The organism is Rhodococcus sp. BP-261 (assembly GCF_019835205.1).
GTDB lineage: Bacteria > Actinomycetota > Actinomycetes > Mycobacteriales > Mycobacteriaceae > Rhodococcoides > Rhodococcoides kyotonensis_B.
Genome location: NZ_JABUCO010000011.1, coordinates 133428 through 152350 on the forward strand (window position 1 = coordinate 133428; position 18923 = coordinate 152350).

An 18923-nucleotide genomic window follows, 5' to 3' on the forward strand; every position below is an offset into this window, starting at 1 on the left:
TCCTCCGTCGAAGAATTTAACGTAGCCTAACCTATCGGACGGCGGCCAGTTTAGGCTATTTCGAACCGACGTGGAACAACACCCATCGAGACGAGGGACACCGATGAGCACCCAGACGAGTACGGCGGACGAACGTATCGGAATCCGGACATCAGGACGGTTCGTGCTGTCGCGCCCGCACGGAACAGTGGTGGCAAGTGGTGTGCGACAACAGTTCACCGACGCGGTCGACGCGATCGACGCGCTCCGCTCCGGCGCTGCCGACACGGTGGTGGGCGCGGTTCCGTTCGCGGCAGGGGCACCGTGCGCGCTGGCATCGCCCGAGAAGATCTGCTTCACCACGGACCGTTGGACCCCGCCGAGTGCTCCCCGACCGTTGCCTGTCTTCGTCGTCGACGAACTGCGCGAATGCGAGCATCTCGACCGCGTGCGCACCGCTGTCGATGTCCTACGCAGCGACGGAAACCCACTGGACAAGGTCGTGCTCGCGCGGACTCTGTCACTGCGGGCCGAACGGCCGGTCGATCCCGAGACCGTACTCGCTGCACTCGTGTCGAATACACCGAGCGGTAACGGATATCTGGTCGATCTCGACGCAGCGGGCGGCGGTCACGTCGGCAAGACGCTCGTAGGTTCGAGCCCCGAAGTGCTGATCCGCACACGGGGGCGCGTCGTGACGTGCCATCCACTTGCGGGTTCCGCTCCGCGCCACCCCGACCCCCGCGTCGACGACGAACACGGCAGATCACTGGCGCGCTCGACCAAGGACCGGCGCGAACACGCGTTCGTGGTCGACGCCATCCGGACCGCGCTGACGCCTTTCTGCACCGTCCTCGACATCCCGGACACGCCGAGTCTGACGACGACGCCGCAGCTGTGGCATCTGGGCACACCGATATCCGGCGAGTTGAAGGACCCGAGCGTGACCTCGTTGGAACTGGCTGTCGCTCTGCACCCCACCCCTGCCGTGTGCGGAACTCCGACCGAACTCGCGTACGCGACGATCGACGAACTCGAAGGCGATCGAGGCTTCTACGCCGGAGCTGTCGGGTGGTCGGACGGACGCGGCGACGGCGAATGGATGGTGGCGATCCGCTGCGCCGAAATCGACGGCAGCGCAGGCAGAATTACTGCCTACGCCGGCGGTGGAATCGTTGCCGAATCCGATCCCGATACCGAACTGCAGGAGACGAACGTCAAGTTCGGCACCGTCCTCGGAGCGCTGGGAGTGACACTGTGACAACACTTGTCGTGGGAGCGGGACGAGGAATCGGTCGTGCTGTGGCGTCGACCCTGGCGCGGGCAGGCCATCGGCTGGCGTTGATGGATTCCGACGCCACCGCGCTGGCGGAGACGACAGATTGTCTCGACGAGGCGACGCCTGCGTACACCGTCGACATCCGAGACGCCGACGCCGTCGGCGACGCGATCGACGACGCCGACGCGCGGATCGGACCTCTCACGGGCCTGGCCCACGTCGCAGGCATTCTCGAGACCGGGTCGATCCTGGACTCCGATCCAGGCGCGTGGCAGAAGACCTACGACGTCAACGTGTTCGGTCTGCTCAACGTGGTTCGCCACACGGGCCGGAGCATGCGGGAGCGTCGTTCGGGATCCATCGTCGTCGTCGGCTCCAACGCAGCCGGGGTGCCGCGCATGTCGATGGGCGCGTACGGATCGTCCAAGGCAGCGGCGACGATGCTCGTGCGCATACTCGGACTCGAAGTGGCGCAGTACGGGATTCGCGCGAACATCGTCGCACCCGGCTCGACGGACACCGACATGCAGCGTTCGATGTGGCCCGACCCAGAGGACGACGCCCACGCCCGGCCCGTCATCGAGGGCGACCTCGCCACCTTCAAGGCCGGAATACCGTTGGGCCGCATCGCCTTGCCCGAGGATATCGCCGATTCCGTCGAATTCCTGCTGTCCGACCGCGCCCGGCACATCACGATGCAGTCGTTGTACGTCGACGGCGGAGCAACACTACGGGCGTGATGTTCAGCCGAGCACAGCAGCTATTTCCGCGGCCGTGCGATCGAGCTCGGCGCGGGACGGGGACGTCGGGCGCGCACGGAGCCCGAAGCCGTCACCCGACGTTCTCGGGATGACGTGGAGATGGACGTGGAAGATCTCCTGACCCGCGACCGTGCCGTCGGCGAGAAAGAAGTTGATTCCGGCGACGCGCGGATTGCTCGCGCGCACCGCCGCGGCGACCTTCTGCCCGACGACGAACAGATGCGCTCCGACTTCGGGGTCCAGTTCCGCGAGCGATCGCGCCTGCTGCCGAGGCACCACCAGGACGTGACCGCTCGTGAGCGGGCGAATGTCCATGAACGCCACGGCGATGTCGTCCTCGAAGACACGGGAGGACTCGGCGGTTCCAGCGATGATCTCGGAAAAAATCGTGTACGGGTTCATGACACGAGCTTAAATCTGCGTCCGCTGCACGTCGCGACTACAGTCTTGCCATGGGAATGATCGGTGGTGTTCTGTTCGACATCGACGGCGTGCTGGTCACGTCGTGGAAACCCGTGCCGGGCGCCGCGGAGACGCTGGAGTACCTGAGCAGCAAGGACATTGCGCGCGCATTCCTGACCAACACCACGTCGAAGACGAGGTCCCAGATCGCCGATGCGCTGACCGACGTCGGCATGGCAGTGCACGCCGACGAAATCGTCACCGCTGCAAGCCTTACCGCCGATCATCTGCGCGAAACCTACCCGGGCGCCCGCACGGTCGTCGTGAACAACGGCGACATCACCTCCGATATGCCGGGCATCGAATTCGTCGACGAATCCGACGGCGATCCGGACGTCGTCGTGGTCGGCGGCGCGGGACCCGAATTCACCCACGAACGCCTCAGCCGCGTCTACGACTGGCTGTGCCGCGGCATTCCCGTCGTCGCGATGCACCGGAGCCTGATGTGGACGACGGGCGACGGCCTGCGCATCGACACCGGGATGTACCTGGCCGGTATGGAACAGGCGTCGGGACACAAGGCGAAGGCCGTCGGAAAGCCTGCGCCGCTTGGCTTTCAGACCGCAGCCGAACGCATGGGTGTCGATCCGGTCGACGTCGTCATGGTCGGCGACGACCTGGACAACGACGTGCTCGCTGCCCAGGTCGTCGGCATGACGGGTGTGCTTGTGCGCACCGGGAAGTTTCGGCAGGACGTCCTCGACCGACGTGAGAAGGAGGAGTTCGGGCTCCAGCCGTCCCACGTCATCGATTCGGTGGCCGACCTGCCGGATCTGCTGCGCTGACGCACCCGTGCGTGCCGCACTAAAGGATCGGCGAGGGCGTGTACTTGGCGCCGGCCGGGAACTGATGCAGGAGGTTCTCGACCTCCGCGACGACAGCTGCGACCTGGGTCTCGGCGGATCCGACGAACGCCGACTTGTCCTGGAGCGCCTCGTCGAGCGCTGCGCGATCCAGCGGGATGCGGTCGTCGGCGGCGAGACGGTCGAGCAGATCCGGCTCCTTGCCCTCCTCACGCATCGCGAGTGCGACGGCGACGGCATGTTCCTTGATGGCCTCGTGCGCGGTCTCGCGACCGACGCCCGCGCGCACCGACGCCATCAGCACCTTCGTCGTCGCGAGGAACGGCAGGTACCGCTCGAGCTCCTTGGCGATGACGGCCGGATACGCACCGAACTCGGCGAGCACGGTCAGGAACGTCTCGATCATGCCGTCGATGGCGAAGAACGCATCGGGCAGCGCGACGCGACGGACGACCGAGCAGAAGACGTCGCCCTCGTTCCACTGCGCACCGGCGAGCTCGGCGGCCATCGACGCGTAACCCCGCAGCACGACCTGCAGACCGTTGACGCGCTCGCACGAGCGGGTGTTCATCTTGTGCGGCATCGCCGACGACCCGACCTGGCCCGGCTGAAAGCCTTCGGTGACGAGTTCGTGGCCCGCCATCAGGCGGACGGTGTGCGCGAACGACGACGGTCCGGCACCGACCTGCACCAGCGCGGACAGCACGTCGTGATCGAGTGAACGCGGGTAGACCTGACCGACACTGGTGAGCACGTGCCGGAAGCCGAGGTGGTCGGCGACGAGACGTTCGAGGGCCGTCAACTTCGACGCGTCCCCGCCGAACAGGTCGAGCATGTCCTGGCTGGTTCCCATCGGGCCCTTGATGCCGCGGAGCGGGTAGCGCGAGATGAGCTCCTGCAGACGCGTCAGCGCGATGAGCAGTTCGTCGGCGGCGGACGCGAAACGCTTTCCGAGCGTCGTGGCCTGGGCTGCGACGTTGTGGCTGCGGCCCGCCATGACGACGGACGAATACTCGGCCGCGCGCTCGGCGAGGCGAGCGGCGACGGCGATACCGTGCGAGTGCACGTGTTCGAGTGAACGCAGGATCTGCAGCTGCTCGACGTTCTCGGTGAGGTCGCGGCTCGTCAGACCCTTGTGGATGTGCTCGTGGCCCGCGAGTGCGTTGAATTCCTCGATGCGCGCCTTGACGTCGTGACGCGTGACGCGTTCACGGGCGGCGATGGAGTCCAGGTCGACCTGGTCGACGACGCGCTCGTAGTCGGCGATGGCAGCGGACGGCACGTCGACACCGAGTGACGACTGTGCCTTGAGGACCGCGATCCACAGCTGTCGTTCGAGGACGATCTTGTGTTCCGGAGACCAGAGGGCCACCAATTCGGGGCTGGCGTAACGGGTGGCGAGGACATTCGGAATGGTCACGGGGTCTCAGTCTACTGAAGGCACGACCGAAGCCCCTACCCCGCAGGCGCGACCACGTCGATGACCTCGAGCAACATACTGCGCGCCATCGCGCGTGGTTCCGGATCGACTTCGCCCAATGCGCCGACGACGGCACCGTCGACGACCGCGACGATGCGTCGCAGCTGCTGTTCGTGAACGGTTCGTCCGGCGCGGCGGAGCACGTCCGTCAGCAGGTCGTCGATCTGTGCCCGCAACCGCAGCTGCACTTCACGCAGTTCCGGATGCCGCGCCGACGCGACGAACCTCTCGTAGCGGGCGATCAGCCGTTCGCGTCCCTCACCGACACCGTCGTCGGGACCGATGAGCAGGTCGACGATCAGCTCGACCGTCGACACCAGATCGGTGTGCAATGTGCCCATGCCGTCGACGCGTCCCCGCATGATCTCCAATTCGCGATGTCCGAGCACCTCGACGGCACACGCGATCAGGTCGTCGAGCGATTCGAAGTAGTACGTCGTCGACGCCAACGGCAGCCCGGCCCGCGTCGCGACCGCCCGGTGACGCACGGCGTCGAACCCGCCTTCGACGAGAAGATCGGCCGCGGCGCACGACAGAGCATGTCGACGGCGAACCCCCTTGGGGGTGGCACCCGACACCTTGTGTGGCGTTCCGGCTGGGCCAACGGACATTCGAGTCATCGTGCCAGTCCGCGGTGGTGCGTTCGACCGAAAACGACGCATTTGCGTGTATGGAATCGTGAAGGCCATGCACCACGCGACCATCGACCTCCGTTCGGACACCGTCACCCGCCCCGATGCCGCCATGCGCGCCGCCATGGCCGACGCCGAAGTGGGTGACGACGTCCTCGACCACGACCCCACGATGGCCGCGCTGGAGGAGCGCGTCGCGTCGATGCTCGGCTACGAGGCCGCCCTGTGGGTGCCGAGCGGATCGATGTCCAATGTCATCGCGTTGATGCTCCACCTCAGCCGCGGCGACGCGTTCCTCGCACCCGATCACGCGCACGTGCTCGGCTCCGAACTGGGCACCGCGGCGTGGCTCGCGCTCGGCATGCCGCGTCCGCTCCCCCACGACGGCGGCCCCGGTCGGCCGTCGGCTGCCGCCGTCCGTGCCGCAGCGGGTGGGCCGGGCCCGTACTTCACGCTGAACACGACGCTGCTGTGTCTCGAGAACACGCACAATTTCGCGGGCGGCGCCGTGTTCGACGCGCAGGAATGGAACGAATTGCTCGCTGCCGCACGCGATTCCGGACTTCTGGTGCATCTCGACGGCGCCCGCGTCTGGAATGCGGCGGCCGCTCTCGGCGTGGAACCGGGCCTGTTGACGCGCGGCGCCGACACCGTGTCGGTGTGTCTGAGCAAGGGTCTCGGAGCACCCGTCGGATCGGTGCTCGTGTCCGACGCGGCCCGCATCACCGAGGCCAGGCGCATCCGCAAGATGCTCGGCGGCGGCGTCCGTCAGGGTGGAATTCTGGCCGCAGCGGGCCTGCTCGCCCTGGACAACATCGACTCGCTGGCGCAGGACCACGCCAACGCCACGCTCCTCGCCGACGGCCTCCGCGACCGTGGTTGGGACGTCGCCGAACCCCAGACCAACATCGTCCTTGCGACCGTTCCGGATCCACTCGCGACGGTCGCCGAGCTGGCCGCGTCGGGCATCGCCGCGGTGACCGTCGCGGGCAAGGTGCGGTTCGTGACGCACCGCGACGTGTCCGAGGCCGACGTGAAGGAAGCCCTGGAACGTCTCTAGCCCGTCATCACCGGACCGAGGCACGTCAGCGCTTCCTCGATGTCCGCGGTCGCACCCGCGAACGAGAAACGGATCGTGCGGTGCCCGAGCACGGTGTCGAAGTCGACGCCGGGCGCGATCGCGACGCCCGTTCGCGCGAGAACGTCGGCACACCAGGCCCGCGAATCCTGCGTCAGGTGCCCGACGTCGGCGTACGCATAGAACGCGCCGTCGGCGGGTGCCAGATCGGTGACGCCGAGCTGCGCGAGACCGTCGAGCAGAATCTTTCGGTTGGCGGCATACCGCTGCACGTGGCCGTCGAGTTCGACGCGGGACTCGTCGGTGAACGCCGCGACGGCCGCTACCTGGGAGATCGCGGGCGGGCAGACGGTCATGTTCGACGCCAACCGCTCGACGGATCGCAGCAGATGCGACGGCAGCAGCATCCAGCCGAGGCGCCAGCCCGTCATCGAGAAGTACTTCGACACCGAGCCGATGACCACTGCCTCACGGGAGAACTGCCACGCACTCGACGTCGTCACGTCGCCGTACGAGATGCCGTGATAGATCTCGTCGGAGATCAACAGCGTGCCGCGGTCCTCGCACCATCGCGCGATGGCGGCGAACTCGTCGACGTCGATGATCGTGCCGGTCGGATTCGCCGGACTCGCGATGATCAGGCCCTTCGGCGCTTCGGGCAACGCGTCGAGCATGGCGACGGTCGGCTGGAACCTCGACTCGGGTCCGCACTCGAGCTCGACGACGCGACAGCCCAACGCCGTCAACGTGTTTCGATACGCCGGGTAGCCCGGCCGGGCCATGACCACGGTGTCGCCGATGTCGAACGCAGCGAGGAACAGCAACGTGAACGCACCCGACGAACCGGTGGTGACGACGACGTCGTCCGGATCGACAGCGATACCCGCCTCGTTCGCGTGATACGACGCGATCGCCTCGCGCAGCGGCAAGATCCCGAGGGTTTCCGTGTAGCCGAGCAGGTGCGCGTCGAGTGCCTCGCGAGTCGCTCGCAGCACCGGAGCAGGCGCGGACGTCGACGGCTGTCCCGCGGCGAGCGACAGCACGTCGCCGTGTGTGCGCGTCCTGATCGCAGCGGCTTTGAACACGTCCATCACGTGAAACGGTTCGATCTTGGATCTGTTCGACTCGGTGACCACGACTACCGAGGCTAACCGTCGTGGAAGACTGGACCGATGCCGGAACCCACTGCAGACGATGTCGCCGATGCTCTCGACGCCCTGCGAGCGGCGACGCCCCTGGTGCAGTCGCTGACCAACGTGGTGTCCGCGAACTTCGTCACCAACGTCCTGCTCGCGGCAGGCGCCAGCAACGCACACATCGACAACGTCCACGAGGCAGCGGGTTTCGCCGCGATCGCGAGCGGCGTTCTGATCAACCTCGGCACTCCCGACGACGGCACCGCTGCCGCGTTCGACCTGGCCGCGGACGGGGCCTCCGCAGCGGGGACGCCCTGGGTGCTCGATCCCGTCGGCGTCGGAGGTCTGCCGTGGCGCACCGAGTTGGCCGCGCACCTGCTGACGAAACACCCGACCGCCGTTCGCGGCAATGCGTCCGAGATCATCGCGCTTGCCGGACAGGGCAATTCGGGCCGCGGAGTGGACAGTTCGTCCGGCTCCGACGCGGCCGTCCCCGCGGCCGTTGCTCTGTTGGAGTTCGCTCAGGTCGTATCGGCATCCGGTTCCGTGGACTACGTCGTCGGACGCGGAGATGCAGGCCCGGTCGGCGTACGGGTCGGCGGCGGCAGCCCTCTCCTCACCAAGGTCACTGCGACGGGATGCTCACTGGCCGCTCTCGTCGCCGCCTATCTGGCGATCGCTCCCACACCGTTGATCGGCATCACGTCGGCACACGCACACGTCGCCGTCGCGTCGGACATCGCTGCGGAGAACGCGTCCGGACCGGGGTCGTTCGCGGTGGCCTACCTCGACGCGTTGGCCGCAGTCACCCCCGACGACCTGCGCCGACGCGCCATCGTCGAGCCGTTCTCGTTATCCACAGGTCGTGCTTGACGGGCCGTGTTCGCGGCGTTCGTCGTGCGATCGTGTGTCGCCATGGGGGTATACACACGCACACACCTGCTCGAGTCGGGGATGTCTCGGTCGACCATCGACCGAAAGGTCCGAAGTGGCGCGCTGATTCGGCTGTTGCCGAGCGTCTATTCGGATCCCGAGCCGTCGTACTTCGATCTCTGTGTCGCGGTCACACTGTGGCGACCGGATGCCGTGCTCAGCCACGTCAGCGCAGCGTGGTTGTGGGGCATGGTGGAGTGCGAACCGCCGACCGTTCACGCGACTCTTCCGCCGTCGGTACGCGTCGGCTCCGCCGACTGGCTGACGATCCACACGCGCGCAGTTGTCGCATACGAACGTCAAGGTCTGCCGGTCGTGTCGGCCGTTCAGTGTTTCGTGGACGTGGCCGCAACGCTCGGCACGGCCGCGGTGGAGCAGTTCTTCGACCGCAACATAGGGTCCCGTGTGTCGTGGCGTGCAGTCATGGACCACTGCGACACCGTCAAGGGGATGAAAGGCATACCGGAGGTTCGGCGGCAACTCGAAATGTGCTGTCCTGGAACGCTGTCCGAGCCCGAACGAATGGTGGCACGAGCCGTGCGCGCCCGAGGGGTTCGCATGGAGATCAACGCGAAGATCGGTCCGTACTACGGAGATCTCGTCGACTACCCGTCGAAGGTGGACGTCGAGGTGGACGGACGCGAGTACCACAGCGCCCCGGCAGTGTTCGACAACGACCGCGTCCGCCAGAACTGGATGGTGGTACGGGAGTGGATGGTGCTCAGGTTCTCGGCAGCCACCGTCTACCGCGACGTGGACAAGGTCGCGGACGAGATCGTCTTCCACGTGCGGCGGCATAGACGAAGCAGGGGTGCATGATGCTCCCTAACTCGGGGAAATGTGCGGGATCCCGCGGATTTCACGGAGTTAGGGAGCAAAATACCCGGGTCTACAGGGTAATCCGACCCTCGAGCGCCGCCAGACCGATGTCGGTGCGGAAATGGCTGCCCGGCAACGTGATCGCGTCGATCTTCGCGTACGCATCCGCGCGGGCAGCAGCGAGATCCGCACCCGAACCGACGACGCTGAGCACACGTCCGCCCGCGGAGACGACCGATCCGTCCTCGACAGCCGTACCCGCGTGCAGCACGCCGTCCGCCTCGGATCCGACGATGGTGTCGCCGGTACGCGGGCGACCCGGGTAGTTCTCGGCTGCGAGTACGACGGTCACCGCGGCGCCGTCCTTCCACTGCAGCGGCGAGAGCGAGGCCAACGTGCCCGTGGCAGTGGCGTTCAGCGCCTCACCGAGCGGCGAGTCGAGCAGTTCGAGCACAGCTTGGGTCTCGGGATCACCGAAGCGGCAATTGAATTCGACGACGGCCGGTCCCTGCGCACCGATTGCGAGGCCCGCGTACAGAAGACCCGAGAACGGGCATCCACGCTTTGCCATCTCGGCGGCGACGGGCTCGACGACGTCGGTGACGATCTGCTGAACCACCTCGGCCGGCAGCCACGGCAGCGGGGTGTACGCACCCATGCCGCCGGTGTTCGGACCGGTGTCGCCGTCGCCGACGCGCTTGTGGTCCTGCGCCGGGAGGAGCGGTACGACGGTGGTGCCGTCGACGAGGCAGAACAGCGACACCTCGGGTCCGTCGAGGAACGATTCGAGCAGCACGGGGTGACCCGTTTCGAGCAGTTCGGCTGCGTGATCCCGCGCCACTGCGCGATCGGTCGTGACGACGACACCCTTGCCCGCGGCGAGACCGTCGTCCTTGACGACCCAGTTGGGGCCGAACCGGTCGAGGGCTTCGTCGAGCTTCGCAGGCGAGTCGACGACCTCGCTGTGCGCGGTGCGGACACCGGCTGCGGCCATGACGTCCTTCGCGAACGCCTTCGACCCTTCGATACGGGCGGCTGCGGCGGACGGGCCGAACGTCGCGATCCCGGCGTCGCGCAGCGCGTCGGCGACACCGAGGACGAGGGGCACCTCGGGTCCGATGACGACGAGATCGGCCTCGACCTTGCGGGCCAGCTCGGTGACGGCTGCGCCGGATGCGACGTCGACGGAGTGTTGCTCGGCGAGCTTCGCCGTGCCTGCATTGCCCGGAGCCACCAGCAGCTTGCTGACGTTCGGGTCCTTGCTCAGTGCAAGAAGGAGGGCGTGCTCACGAGCACCGGAACCTATGACGAGTACGCGCACAGTGCCCAAGCGTATCGGCTGGACACACCAGAAACGAAAACACGCTCCCCGCTGGTGCGGGGAGCGTGTTCGGCTCGTCTAGCTCAGGTCGTACAGCGTGACGCCGTCGACGGTGGTCGACGTGTAGTTCGCTTCGACCCACTGGGCGATCTCGGCGGACGTGCCCGAGTTGCCACCGCCCATGCCTCCACCTGCAATGAAGTAGTGGATCTCCCCGTCGGCGACGTACTGCTGGAACTGTTCCAGCGTCGGCGACGGGTCGGTGCCGTTGAAGCCACCGATCGCCATGACGGGTTCCTCGGTCGCGAGCTGGTAACCCGACGCGCTGTTCGATCCGACCGCCGCAGCGACCCACGTGTAGGAGTCGGCGTCGGCGTCGAGCAGTGACGTGAGAGCGTCGGACGGTGTGCTGCCGTTCAGCAGTCCACCGGCGCCGCCGCCCATGCCACCCATCGGTCCGTCGGCGGCAGCTGCTCCTGGGAATCCCGCGGACGCCTGGCCAGGCATCTGAGAACCAGGCATCTGAGGACCAGGCATCTGAGGCACCTGCCCAGCACCCGGCATCTGACCCATCGGACCACCGTCTCGCGTACCGCCGCCCATTCCGCCTGGGCGACCCATACCGCCCGGGCCCATTCCGGTGGACGGACCTGCGGAGACGATCGATCCTGTGTGCGGAGTCGCGATGGTGTCGATCGCATAGGCCGTCGGACCGGCAAGGCCTGCGAACATGATCGCGAGAATGGTTGCCACCGCGAGCTTTCCACGCGTCGCCACCGGAACAAGCAGGAGCACCGCAGCGACGAGTCCGACGACCAGCACCGCCCAGCGCAGCCACGGAACGAATTCTGCGCTGCGGCCCAACAGAACCCACGCCATCGCCACCGCCGCCGATACCGCAGCGGCCAGACCGATTCGCACCCACAACCACTCACGTCGACGCCACGCCAGCACGCTGCCTGCGCCGATGAGTGCGGCGATCGCGGGAGACAGTGCGACCGTGTAGTACGCGTGGAAGATGCCGGCCATGAAGCTGAACGTCAGGCCCGTGACCAGCAGCCACAGACCCCACACGATCAGCGCGGCACGCTTCGGGTCGGTGCGGCGGGCGCGTCCGCGCAACACGAGTCCGAGTACGAACAGAATCAACGCGGCCGGGATCAGCCACGCGATCTGGCCGCCCTGGGACGCGTCGAACATGCGGGTGATGCCGGTCTCGCCCCACATGCCGCCGCCCGCACCGCCACCGGGACCACCGCCTCCACCGACGCTGCCGGTCTCCTCGCCGTTGAGGCGACCGAGGCCGTTGTAGCCGAGGGTGAGCTCGAGGATCGAGTTGTTCTGCGATCCACCGATCCACGGACGCGACGACGCCGGCCACAGTTCGACGGCCAGCAGCCACCAACCGGCGGACACGATGGCCGCACCGAGCGCGGCGAACAGTTGCAGCAGTCGTTTGACCAGCTTCGGTTGTCCCGCAACGAGATACATCGCAGCGATCGGCGGGACGACGAGCATCACCTGCAGCTGCTTGGTCAAGAATCCGAATCCGACGAACATGCCGGTCACCACGAGCCAGCGTGTGCGACCGTCTTCGACTGCACGCATCGACGCCCACACGGCGGCGATCATGAGCAATACGAGCAGCGCGTCGGGGTTGTTGAACCGGAACATCAGTGCCGCGACGGGAGTCACAGCCAATGCAAGGCCGGCGAGAAGACCTGCGGCAGCGCCGAACTGGCGGCGGATCGTTGCCCACAGCAGCGCGACGGAGCCCACACCGAGCAGCGCCTGAGGAATCAGCATCGCCCACGAACTGAGACCGAAGATCCGTACCGACAGCGACATCAGCCAGAGCGACATCGGCGGCTTGTCGACGGTGATCGAGTTGGCCGCGTCGGACGACCCGAAGAAGAAGGCCTTCCAGGACACCGAACCTGCCTGCACTGCAGCCGAATAGAACGAGTTGGCCCAGCCGGACGCGCCGAGCCCCCAGATGTAGGCGACCGCGGTTCCCAGCAGCAGTGCGCCGAGTCCGACCCATTCCCATCGTGTGCCGGTCCGCTGCACGGGAGCGTCGGCAGTGCGTTCCATCAACATGGTCATTTACGTACGTCCTCGTTGTTGCGGAACACCCATCGGAGGGCGACGAAACGGCACACCGTCGCAACGAGATTCGCGACGACGAGCACCGCGAGTTCCACGTGGCGAGACGCACCGGGCGCCCATGCATGCAGGAGGGCCAACGAACCACTAGTGACCAACAGGGCGAACCCGAACACGAGCAAGCCCTGCAACTGATGCTTTCCGACGTCCTCGGATCCGCGGACGCCGAACGTGAACGCCCGGTTCGCCGCAGTGTTCAGCACGGCGGTGATCAGCAGGCCCAGGAAGTTCGCGGCCTGAGCACCGATCAACGGATGCAGGATGAGATAGAGCAGCGCGTACGCGATCGTGCTCGCGACGCCGATGATGGCGAAGCGCACCATCTGACCGACCATTCCGTGCGGAACTCCTGCCACCAGCGGCTCCCGTCCGAGACTCCTGCGAAGGTCGGCGACCGGAAGCGCGCCGGTGGCCAGTGCGCGGCCGACGCGCCAGCAACCCTGCAGGTCCTTCACGGCGGTGTCGACGATGTTGACGCTCGAATTGGGGTCGTCGACCCAGTCGACGGGCACCTCGTGAATTCGCAGCCCTGCCTTCTCGGCGATGACGAGCAGTTCGGTGTCGAAGAACCAGCCCGTGTCCTGCACGAGCGGCAACAACTCACGAGCGACGTCGGTGCGCATCGCCTTGAAGCCGCACTGGGCGTCGGAGAATCGCGCACGCAGCGACGTTCGCAGAATCAGGTTGTAGCTGCGAGAGATGAACTCGCGCTTGGCACCTCGCACGACGCGGGACGAACGGGCGAGCCGTGAGCCTATCGCGAGATCGGAGTGACCCGACATCAGCGGAGCGATCAGGGGCATCAACGCGTTGAGGTCGGTGGACAGATCGACGTCCATGTACCCGACGACATCGGCGGTCGACGCCATCCACACTGCCTTCAGCGCGCGACCACGGCCCTTCTCGTCGAGGTGATGAACCTGGACGCTGTCGATCTCGGCCGCGAGCCGGTGCGCGACGGCGAGGGTGCCGTCGGTGCTCGCGTTGTCGGCGATGGTGATCGTCGACCGGAACGGGATGGCGTCGTGGAGATGAGCGTGCAGGCGACGAATGCACTGTTCGAGGTCCGCCTCTTCGTTGTAGACGGGAATGACCACTTCGAGAGTGGCCGCCTGGACCGAGCCAGGCTCACGGCCGTCTGCTCGGAGTAGCGAGTTCGATGTCATGGGATCAAGATTCGGCCCGTCCCCTGCAACCACCCTGCATCCTCGCTGGCAGTTACCTGTGTGTGGCGAAGCCGCATACCCTGTCACCCATGGCATCCGTGTTCAGCAAGATCATCAGCGGCGAGATCCCCGGACGATTCGTGTGGGAGGACGACGACGTCGTGGCATTCCTGACCATCGCACCGGTGACGCAGGGGCACACTCTGATCGTCCCGCGCGAGGAGATCGACCAGTGGCAGGACGTCGACGGCGCAGTCTTCGGCAAATTGACGGCCGTCGCCCAGAAGGTCGGACAGGCCGTTCGCACAGGGTTCGACGCACCGCGTGCGGGCTTCCTGATCGCAGGCCTCGAAGTTCCGCACCTGCACCTGCATGTGTTCCCGGCGTACGAGATGGGCAACTTCGACATCTCGAAGGCGGATCCGAGCCCGTCGCCGGAGTCGCTCGACGAGGCCGCGACGAAGATCAGGGCAGCGCTCACCGACCTCGGCTACGGGGCGAACGTCCCGTCCTGATTCACGCGGGGCAGTTCGACGCGGAAGGTGGCACCCTCACCGGGAGCACTGTCGACGGTGACGGTGCCGCCGTGCGCGGCGACGAGAGCAGCGACGATGGACAAACCGAGTCCGCTGCCGCCGCTTTCGCGGGTACGGGAGGTGTCGGTGCGGTAGAACCGCTCGAACACGTGTCGAGTCTCTTCCTCCGACAAGCCGTGCCCGGTGTCGCGTACCTCGAGCACCACCGATTCTTCGGTCGTGCCGACGCACACGGTGATCGAGGCGTCCGACGGTGTATGCCGTAGAGCGTTGCCGACGAGGTTGCCCAGCACCTGACGAAGTCGCGCATCGTCACCGGTGACCTCTGGAATTCCCGGCCCGGCCAACACCTTCAGTGCGATGTCGCGCTCGGGTGCAACGGCTTTGGCGTCGTGTACCGCGTCCGCTGCGATCGACAGAACGTCGACGGTCTTCGTCTCGAGTGGCCGCTGCGCGTCGAGTCGCGCGAGCAACAACAAGTCCTCGACGAGCAGGCCCATGCGCGCCGACTCCCCTTCGATACGGTTCATCAGCAGCGTGATGTCGCTCATCGCACCCTGGCGGTACAGCTCGGCGAAACCCCGAATCGTCGTCAGCGGCGTGCGCAGTTCGTGGCTCGCGTCCGCGACGAAGCGTCGCATCTTGGTCTCCGACGCGCGAGCCGCCTCCTCGGACGCCTCGCTGGCCGCGAAAGCCCGTTGAATCTGCGAGAGCATGCCGTTCAGTGCAGCCGACAGTCGTCCGACCTCGGTGCGCTCGCTGCGCTCGGGGACGCGCTCGTGCAGATCACCTGCAGCGATGGCGGCGGCGGTCGCCTCGACCTCGACGAGCGGACGCAAACTGCGTCGTACGACGAAATACGCGACGACGGCCAGGACGCCGAGAACGATTGCGCCGACGATCAATTGGAGCCGGACCAGCCGATCCACGGTGAGGTTCGTCGGGGTCAGGCTCTGTGCGATCGTCGTCGTTCCCTGCGCGTTCGACACTGTCAGGGCGCGCCACTCGGTGTCGCCGCCGTCCACGGATCCGACGGTGACGGGGTGGGACGCGTCGACACTCTCGACGTCGGGCGTGTCGGGTCCCGAGTTCTCCTGAAAATTGACCTCGCCCGCCTGGTTGACGGATTCGACGTAGAAATCGCTCGGCGGTCGGCGGGATTCCGACGGCGGCGGCAGCGGTAGGTTCCGCGGCTCGGCCCACCCACGCGAGGCGTCCATCAGGCTCTTGTCGACGCGGTCGATCAGCGATCGTTCCAGCGCCGACGTCACCAGCACGCCCGACGCGGCCAGGCCAGCCGCGACGAGCAGCAGCAACGCCGCGACGAGCGTGAACCGCAGCGGGACGTCACGGAGCTTGGGCAGAACCTTCACCGCGGCTGTCGCATCACGTAGCCGACACCGCGGAGGGTGTGGATGAGCCGAGTGTCACCGGTGTCGACCTTGCGCCGCAGATACGACACGTACGATTCGACGACGCCGACCTCACCACCGAAGTCGTAATGCCACACGTGATCGAGGATTCGCGGCTTGCTCAGCACAGTGCCCGCGTTGACCATGAAGTACCGCAGCAACGTGAACTCGGTGGGCGACAACGACACCGGTTCGCCGGCTTTCCACACCTCGTGAGTGTCGTCGTCGAGTTCGATGTCCGCGAACGAGATTCGCGACGGCGCCGTCTCCTGGGTCTTGCCCGACCTCCGAAGGATCACGCGCAGACGAGCGACGACTTCCTCGAGACTGAAGGGCTTGGTGACGTAGTCGTCGGCGCCGAGCGTCAGCCCCGACACCTTGTCCTCGACTGAATCACGCGCGGTCAAGAACAGCGCGGGCGCGTCGACACCGTCGGCACGCAGCCGACGCAACAGACCGAACCCGTCCATGCCGGGCATCATGACGTCGAGAATCAGCGCCTCGGGCCGGAACGTGCGGGCCTTGTCCAACGCCTCCGGGCCGGAGGATGCCGTCTGCACGTCGAATCCCTGGAATCGCAGGCTGGCCGACAGCAGTTCCACGATGGTCGGTTCGTCGTCGACAACCAGTACGCGTGCCTCAGGAGTTTCGCTCACGACTCCATGATGGACCCCATCCCTGCCCACTCGCTGGTTCCTCGCTGTGAACTCGCTGTGAGCACCTGGCCGTCCGGGACGAGTGCAAGAATGTACGGCGATGGTCGAGACGCAGGAGCCCGCACGCTCTCGCATCCGCATCGGTTCCATGCATGTATTCGCACTTCTGCTCGTGTCGGCGATCGTCTTCCGCGACCCGTTGGTGTCGTTCGTCGGCTCCGTTCCCGAGATACAGACCGGCGCGACGATCTTCCTGGGCGTCTTCGTCCAGGCGACACCGTTCCTCGTTCTCGGTGTCCTGGTCAGCGGCGCGATCGCGGCGCATCTGTCACCGAGGGTGTTGCGACGGCTCTTGCCGTCCGACGAGAAGAAAGCCGTCGGCGTCTCCGGGTTGGCCGGTATGGCATTGCCCGGGTGCGAGTGCGGAGCCGTCCCGGTCTCACGTCGGTTGATGGATCAGGGCGCTCCGACGTCGGCGGCATTGGCGTTCTTGTTGTCGGCGCCTGCGATCAACCCGGTCGTCCTCGTGTCGACGGCCGTCGCGTTTCCCGGTGAACCGCGCATGGTGCTCGCGCGTTTCGTCGGGTCGTTGGCGACGGCCTGGGTGATGGGGTGGCTGTGGGCCCGTGCAGGCAAGGCGGAATGGATCACCGCTCGGCTCGTCGACCACGACGTGGACACCGGCAGATCGAAGTGGGAAGTGTTCTCCGAGGCTGCTCGCCACGACCTGTTGCAGGCAGGTGCGTTTCTCGTGTTCGGTGCGGGCGCTGCGGCGGTGCTGCACATCGTCGTGCCCGACGCCGTCCTCGATCACCTCGCCGGCCAGATGCTGCTGGCAATTCTCGTGATGGCGTTTCTCGCCGTCGTGCTCGCGTTGTGTTCGGAGGCCGACGCCTTCGTCGCGGCGAGCATGTCGATGCTGCCGTTGCTTCCGCGGCTGGTGTTCCTCGTCGTCGGCCCGGCGGTCGACGTCAAGCTGATGGCGATGCAGTCAGGCAGTTTCGGACGCGGGTTCGTCGCCCGCTTCGCTCCGGTCACGCTCGTGGTCGCGATCGTCTGCGCGACCGTGTCCGGCTACCTGATCCTCGGCGGCGCCCGATGAAACGCGAAGTTCAGAACGTCCTGCTGCTGCTTCTCGGCGGTGCACTCCTGCAGATCGCGCTCAACGGTGACTACGTTCGCTACGTCAAACCGAGCCTGCAACCGTATCTCGTGATCAGCGCGGCCTTCATGGTCGTGCTGGCGGTGGCCGCCATCGTCAGAGATGTCCGACGCGGCGGCCCCGGCCACGATCACGCGGACGGCAGTCACGCGCACAGCAGTCGCCCGTATTGGATGCTGCTGGTTCCGGCAGCGCTCATTCTGTTCGTCGCGCCTCCCGCGTTGGGCGTGTCGTCGGTGTCCGATCGGGTGGTGACGGCCGATTCACTGGAGAAGACGGCCTTTCCACCCCTGCCCGACGGCGACGCGCCCGAAGTCCCGATCCTCGACGTCGTTCAGCGGGCGGCGCGCGACAACACCGGCAGTCTCGACGATCGCGAGATCACCGTGACGGGGTTCGTCGTGCCGAACGACGACGGCAGCACCGACCTCGCGCGAGTCCTGGTGATCTGTTGCGCTGCCGACGCTCGGTCGATTCGCATCCATCTCGACAGGCCGATCGACGGCGAGTGGCTCCGCGTCCGGGGCACGGTCGCGCCGTCGTCGCCGGAGACCGGGAACATCCCGACGATGACCGTCACCGGCGTCGAGCACATTCCGACGCCGGAGAACACGTACGCCTATTGAGCGCCTTCGGCGCACGTGCGCAGAAATGTATAGCGGGCTATACGGCGGTCTCAAGCAGTCATCGCAACGTGCCTGATCATTGAGGGATGGTTGCGATGGGACGTCCGGTGTACACCCATGAGGTGCGGATGCTGTTCTGGGTTCTGTTGGGTTGGGGCTCGACGTGAAGTACCCCAGGTTTTGTTCCTATGCGGTTACGAGGGCCGGGGTGGCCGACTCGCTGGGTTGTGAGATGTCGATCAGGGTGGTCTCGTATTCAGCCGGGGGCATGTAACCGAGCGCTTCGTGCAGACGCTGATGGTTGTACCACCACACGTATTCGAGCGTCGCGAACTCGACGTCGTCGACCGTTCGCCACGGTCCACGCCGGCGGATCAGCTCGGTCTTGTAGCTCGCGTTGACGCTTTCGGCGAGGGCGTTGTCGTAGGAGTCGCCAACCGTGCCCACCGACGGTGTGATGCCCAGCTCGATCAAACGATCGGTGTAGGTCACAGACAGGTACTGCGACCCGTGGTC

The 18923-nt window shown here is 66.4% G+C and carries 19 protein-coding genes; 9 read left to right on the forward strand and 10 right to left on the reverse strand.

Annotation, left to right across the window (positions count from 1 at the left end; translation table 11 throughout):
* The first annotated feature begins 103 nt into the window (after window positions 1–103).
* Complete coding sequence (locus tag HQ354_RS14480) at window positions 104–1240, forward strand: isochorismate synthase MenF (RefSeq protein ID WP_167675593.1); 1137 nt, start codon at window positions 104–106, stop codon at window positions 1238–1240.
* Window positions 1237–1998: an SDR family oxidoreductase gene (locus HQ354_RS14485; RefSeq protein ID WP_167675591.1), complete on the forward strand. Its 762-nt coding sequence runs from the start codon at window positions 1237–1239 to the stop codon at window positions 1996–1998. Before HQ354_RS14480 ends, HQ354_RS14485 begins: the two co-directional genes overlap by 4 nt.
* 3 nt (window positions 1999–2001) lie before the next feature.
* Here HQ354_RS14485 and HQ354_RS14490 read toward each other — a convergent pair whose 3' ends face one another.
* Window positions 2002–2421 (reverse strand): HIT family protein, encoded by a 420-nt coding sequence (locus HQ354_RS14490; protein WP_068425006.1) that lies wholly within the window; start codon window positions 2419–2421, stop codon window positions 2002–2004.
* 50 nt (window positions 2422–2471) lie between these two features.
* Between HQ354_RS14490 and HQ354_RS14495 the strand changes: the two genes are divergently transcribed.
* Window positions 2472–3266 carry an HAD-IIA family hydrolase gene (locus HQ354_RS14495; RefSeq protein WP_068425009.1) on the forward strand — a complete coding sequence of 265 codons (795 nt, stop codon included), beginning with the start codon at window positions 2472–2474 and terminating at the stop codon, window positions 3264–3266.
* Between the two features lie 19 nt (window positions 3267–3285).
* Here the strand turns inward: HQ354_RS14495 and purB are convergent, their stop codons facing one another.
* Both purB and HQ354_RS14505 read right to left on the reverse strand, forming a co-directional pair.
* Window positions 3286–4704, reverse strand: a complete 1419-nt coding sequence (gene purB, locus HQ354_RS14500; RefSeq protein WP_068425012.1) for an adenylosuccinate lyase — start codon at window positions 4702–4704, stop codon at window positions 3286–3288.
* 35 nt (window positions 4705–4739) lie between these two features.
* Window positions 4740–5384: a TetR/AcrR family transcriptional regulator gene (locus HQ354_RS14505; protein ID WP_374107341.1), complete on the reverse strand. Its 645-nt coding sequence runs from the start codon at window positions 5382–5384 to the stop codon at window positions 4740–4742.
* Between the two features lie 67 nt (window positions 5385–5451).
* On the opposite strand from HQ354_RS14505, the gene HQ354_RS14510 reads away from it, so the two are divergent.
* Window positions 5452–6456: a low specificity L-threonine aldolase gene (locus HQ354_RS14510; protein WP_222634997.1), complete on the forward strand. Its 1005-nt coding sequence runs from the start codon at window positions 5452–5454 to the stop codon at window positions 6454–6456.
* Here the strand turns inward: HQ354_RS14510 and HQ354_RS14515 are convergent.
* On the reverse strand, window positions 6453–7565 hold the full coding sequence (locus HQ354_RS14515) for a pyridoxal phosphate-dependent aminotransferase (RefSeq protein ID WP_222635008.1): 1113 nt from the start codon (window positions 7563–7565) through the stop codon (window positions 6453–6455). The genes HQ354_RS14510 and HQ354_RS14515 overlap by 4 nt on opposite strands.
* An 81-nt stretch (window positions 7566–7646) precedes the next feature.
* Between HQ354_RS14515 and thiM the strand changes: the two genes are divergently transcribed.
* Window positions 7647–8483, forward strand: a complete 837-nt coding sequence (gene thiM, locus HQ354_RS14520; RefSeq protein WP_222634998.1) for a hydroxyethylthiazole kinase — start codon at window positions 7647–7649, stop codon at window positions 8481–8483.
* Window positions 8484–8525: 42 nt separating this feature from the next.
* Complete coding sequence (locus HQ354_RS14525) at window positions 8526–9362, forward strand: DUF559 domain-containing protein (protein ID WP_222634999.1); 837 nt, start codon at window positions 8526–8528, stop codon at window positions 9360–9362.
* Between the two features lie 70 nt (window positions 9363–9432).
* Here the strand turns inward: HQ354_RS14525 and purD are convergent, their stop codons facing one another.
* From purD to HQ354_RS14540, 3 genes are all read right to left on the reverse strand, one after another.
* Window positions 9433–10683 (reverse strand): phosphoribosylamine--glycine ligase, encoded by a 1251-nt coding sequence (gene purD, locus HQ354_RS14530; protein ID WP_114331334.1) that lies wholly within the window; start codon window positions 10681–10683, stop codon window positions 9433–9435.
* Window positions 10684–10761: 78 nt separating this feature from the next.
* On the reverse strand, window positions 10762–12789 hold the full coding sequence (locus HQ354_RS14535; RefSeq protein WP_222635000.1) for a glycosyltransferase family 39 protein: 2028 nt from the start codon (window positions 12787–12789) through the stop codon (window positions 10762–10764).
* Window positions 12786–14015 (reverse strand): bifunctional glycosyltransferase family 2/GtrA family protein, encoded by a 1230-nt coding sequence (locus tag HQ354_RS14540; RefSeq protein WP_068425028.1) that lies wholly within the window; start codon window positions 14013–14015, stop codon window positions 12786–12788. Before HQ354_RS14540 ends, HQ354_RS14535 begins: the two co-directional genes overlap by 4 nt.
* Before the next feature lie 89 nt (window positions 14016–14104).
* Here HQ354_RS14540 and HQ354_RS14545 point away from each other — a divergent pair, with 89 nt between their 5' ends.
* Window positions 14105–14530, forward strand: a complete 426-nt coding sequence (locus HQ354_RS14545) for an HIT family protein (RefSeq protein ID WP_068425031.1) — start codon at window positions 14105–14107, stop codon at window positions 14528–14530.
* Here HQ354_RS14545 and HQ354_RS14550 read toward each other — a convergent pair.
* Window positions 14506–15924: a HAMP domain-containing sensor histidine kinase gene (locus HQ354_RS14550; protein WP_222635001.1), complete on the reverse strand. Its 1419-nt coding sequence runs from the start codon at window positions 15922–15924 to the stop codon at window positions 14506–14508. The genes HQ354_RS14545 and HQ354_RS14550 overlap by 25 nt on opposite strands.
* Window positions 15921–16619 (reverse strand): response regulator transcription factor, encoded by a 699-nt coding sequence (locus HQ354_RS14555; protein ID WP_308115197.1) that lies wholly within the window; start codon window positions 16617–16619, stop codon window positions 15921–15923. The genes HQ354_RS14550 and HQ354_RS14555 overlap by 4 nt, the downstream gene beginning before the upstream one ends.
* Before the next feature lie 100 nt (window positions 16620–16719).
* On the opposite strand from HQ354_RS14555, the gene HQ354_RS14560 reads away from it, so the two are divergent.
* Window positions 16720–17721 (forward strand): permease, encoded by a 1002-nt coding sequence (locus HQ354_RS14560; protein ID WP_068425042.1) that lies wholly within the window; start codon window positions 16720–16722, stop codon window positions 17719–17721.
* The gene (locus tag HQ354_RS14565) at window positions 17718–18407 is read left to right on the forward strand and encodes a TIGR03943 family protein (RefSeq protein WP_068425045.1); all 690 of its coding nucleotides are present in this window, start codon (window positions 17718–17720) and stop codon (window positions 18405–18407) included. Before HQ354_RS14560 ends, HQ354_RS14565 begins: the two co-directional genes overlap by 4 nt.
* Window positions 18408–18593: 186 nt before the next feature.
* On the opposite strand, the gene HQ354_RS14570 is transcribed toward HQ354_RS14565, so the two are convergent.
* Window positions 18594–18923 (reverse strand): integrase core domain-containing protein (locus HQ354_RS14570; protein WP_222635003.1); only part of this gene is annotated, 330 nt, incomplete at its 5' end.

Coding starts and splice junctions, on each gene's coding strand:
- HQ354_RS14480 (WP_167675593.1), top strand. CDS start 104: ATGAGCACCCAGACGAGTACGGCGGACGAACGTATCGGAATCCGGACA.
- HQ354_RS14490 (WP_068425006.1), bottom strand. CDS start 2,421: ATGAACCCGTACACGATTTTTTCCGAGATCATCGCTGGAACCGCCGAG.
- HQ354_RS14495 (WP_068425009.1), top strand. CDS start 2,472: ATGGGAATGATCGGTGGTGTTCTGTTCGACATCGACGGCGTGCTGGTC.
- HQ354_RS14505 (WP_374107341.1), bottom strand. CDS start 5,384: ATGACTCGAATGTCCGTTGGCCCAGCCGGAACGCCACACAAGGTGTCG.
- HQ354_RS14510 (WP_222634997.1), top strand. CDS start 5,452: ATGCACCACGCGACCATCGACCTCCGTTCGGACACCGTCACCCGCCCC.
- HQ354_RS14515 (WP_222635008.1), bottom strand. CDS start 7,565: ATGGACGTGTTCAAAGCCGCTGCGATCAGGACGCGCACACACGGCGAC.
- thiM (WP_222634998.1), top strand. CDS start 7,647: ATGCCGGAACCCACTGCAGACGATGTCGCCGATGCTCTCGACGCCCTG.
- HQ354_RS14525 (WP_222634999.1), top strand. CDS start 8,526: ATGGGGGTATACACACGCACACACCTGCTCGAGTCGGGGATGTCTCGG.
- HQ354_RS14535 (WP_222635000.1), bottom strand. CDS start 12,789: ATGACCATGTTGATGGAACGCACTGCCGACGCTCCCGTGCAGCGGACC.
- HQ354_RS14540 (WP_068425028.1), bottom strand. CDS start 14,015: ATGACATCGAACTCGCTACTCCGAGCAGACGGCCGTGAGCCTGGCTCG.
- HQ354_RS14545 (WP_068425031.1), top strand. CDS start 14,105: ATGGCATCCGTGTTCAGCAAGATCATCAGCGGCGAGATCCCCGGACGA.
- HQ354_RS14560 (WP_068425042.1), top strand. CDS start 16,720: ATGGTCGAGACGCAGGAGCCCGCACGCTCTCGCATCCGCATCGGTTCC.
- HQ354_RS14565 (WP_068425045.1), top strand. CDS start 17,718: ATGAAACGCGAAGTTCAGAACGTCCTGCTGCTGCTTCTCGGCGGTGCA.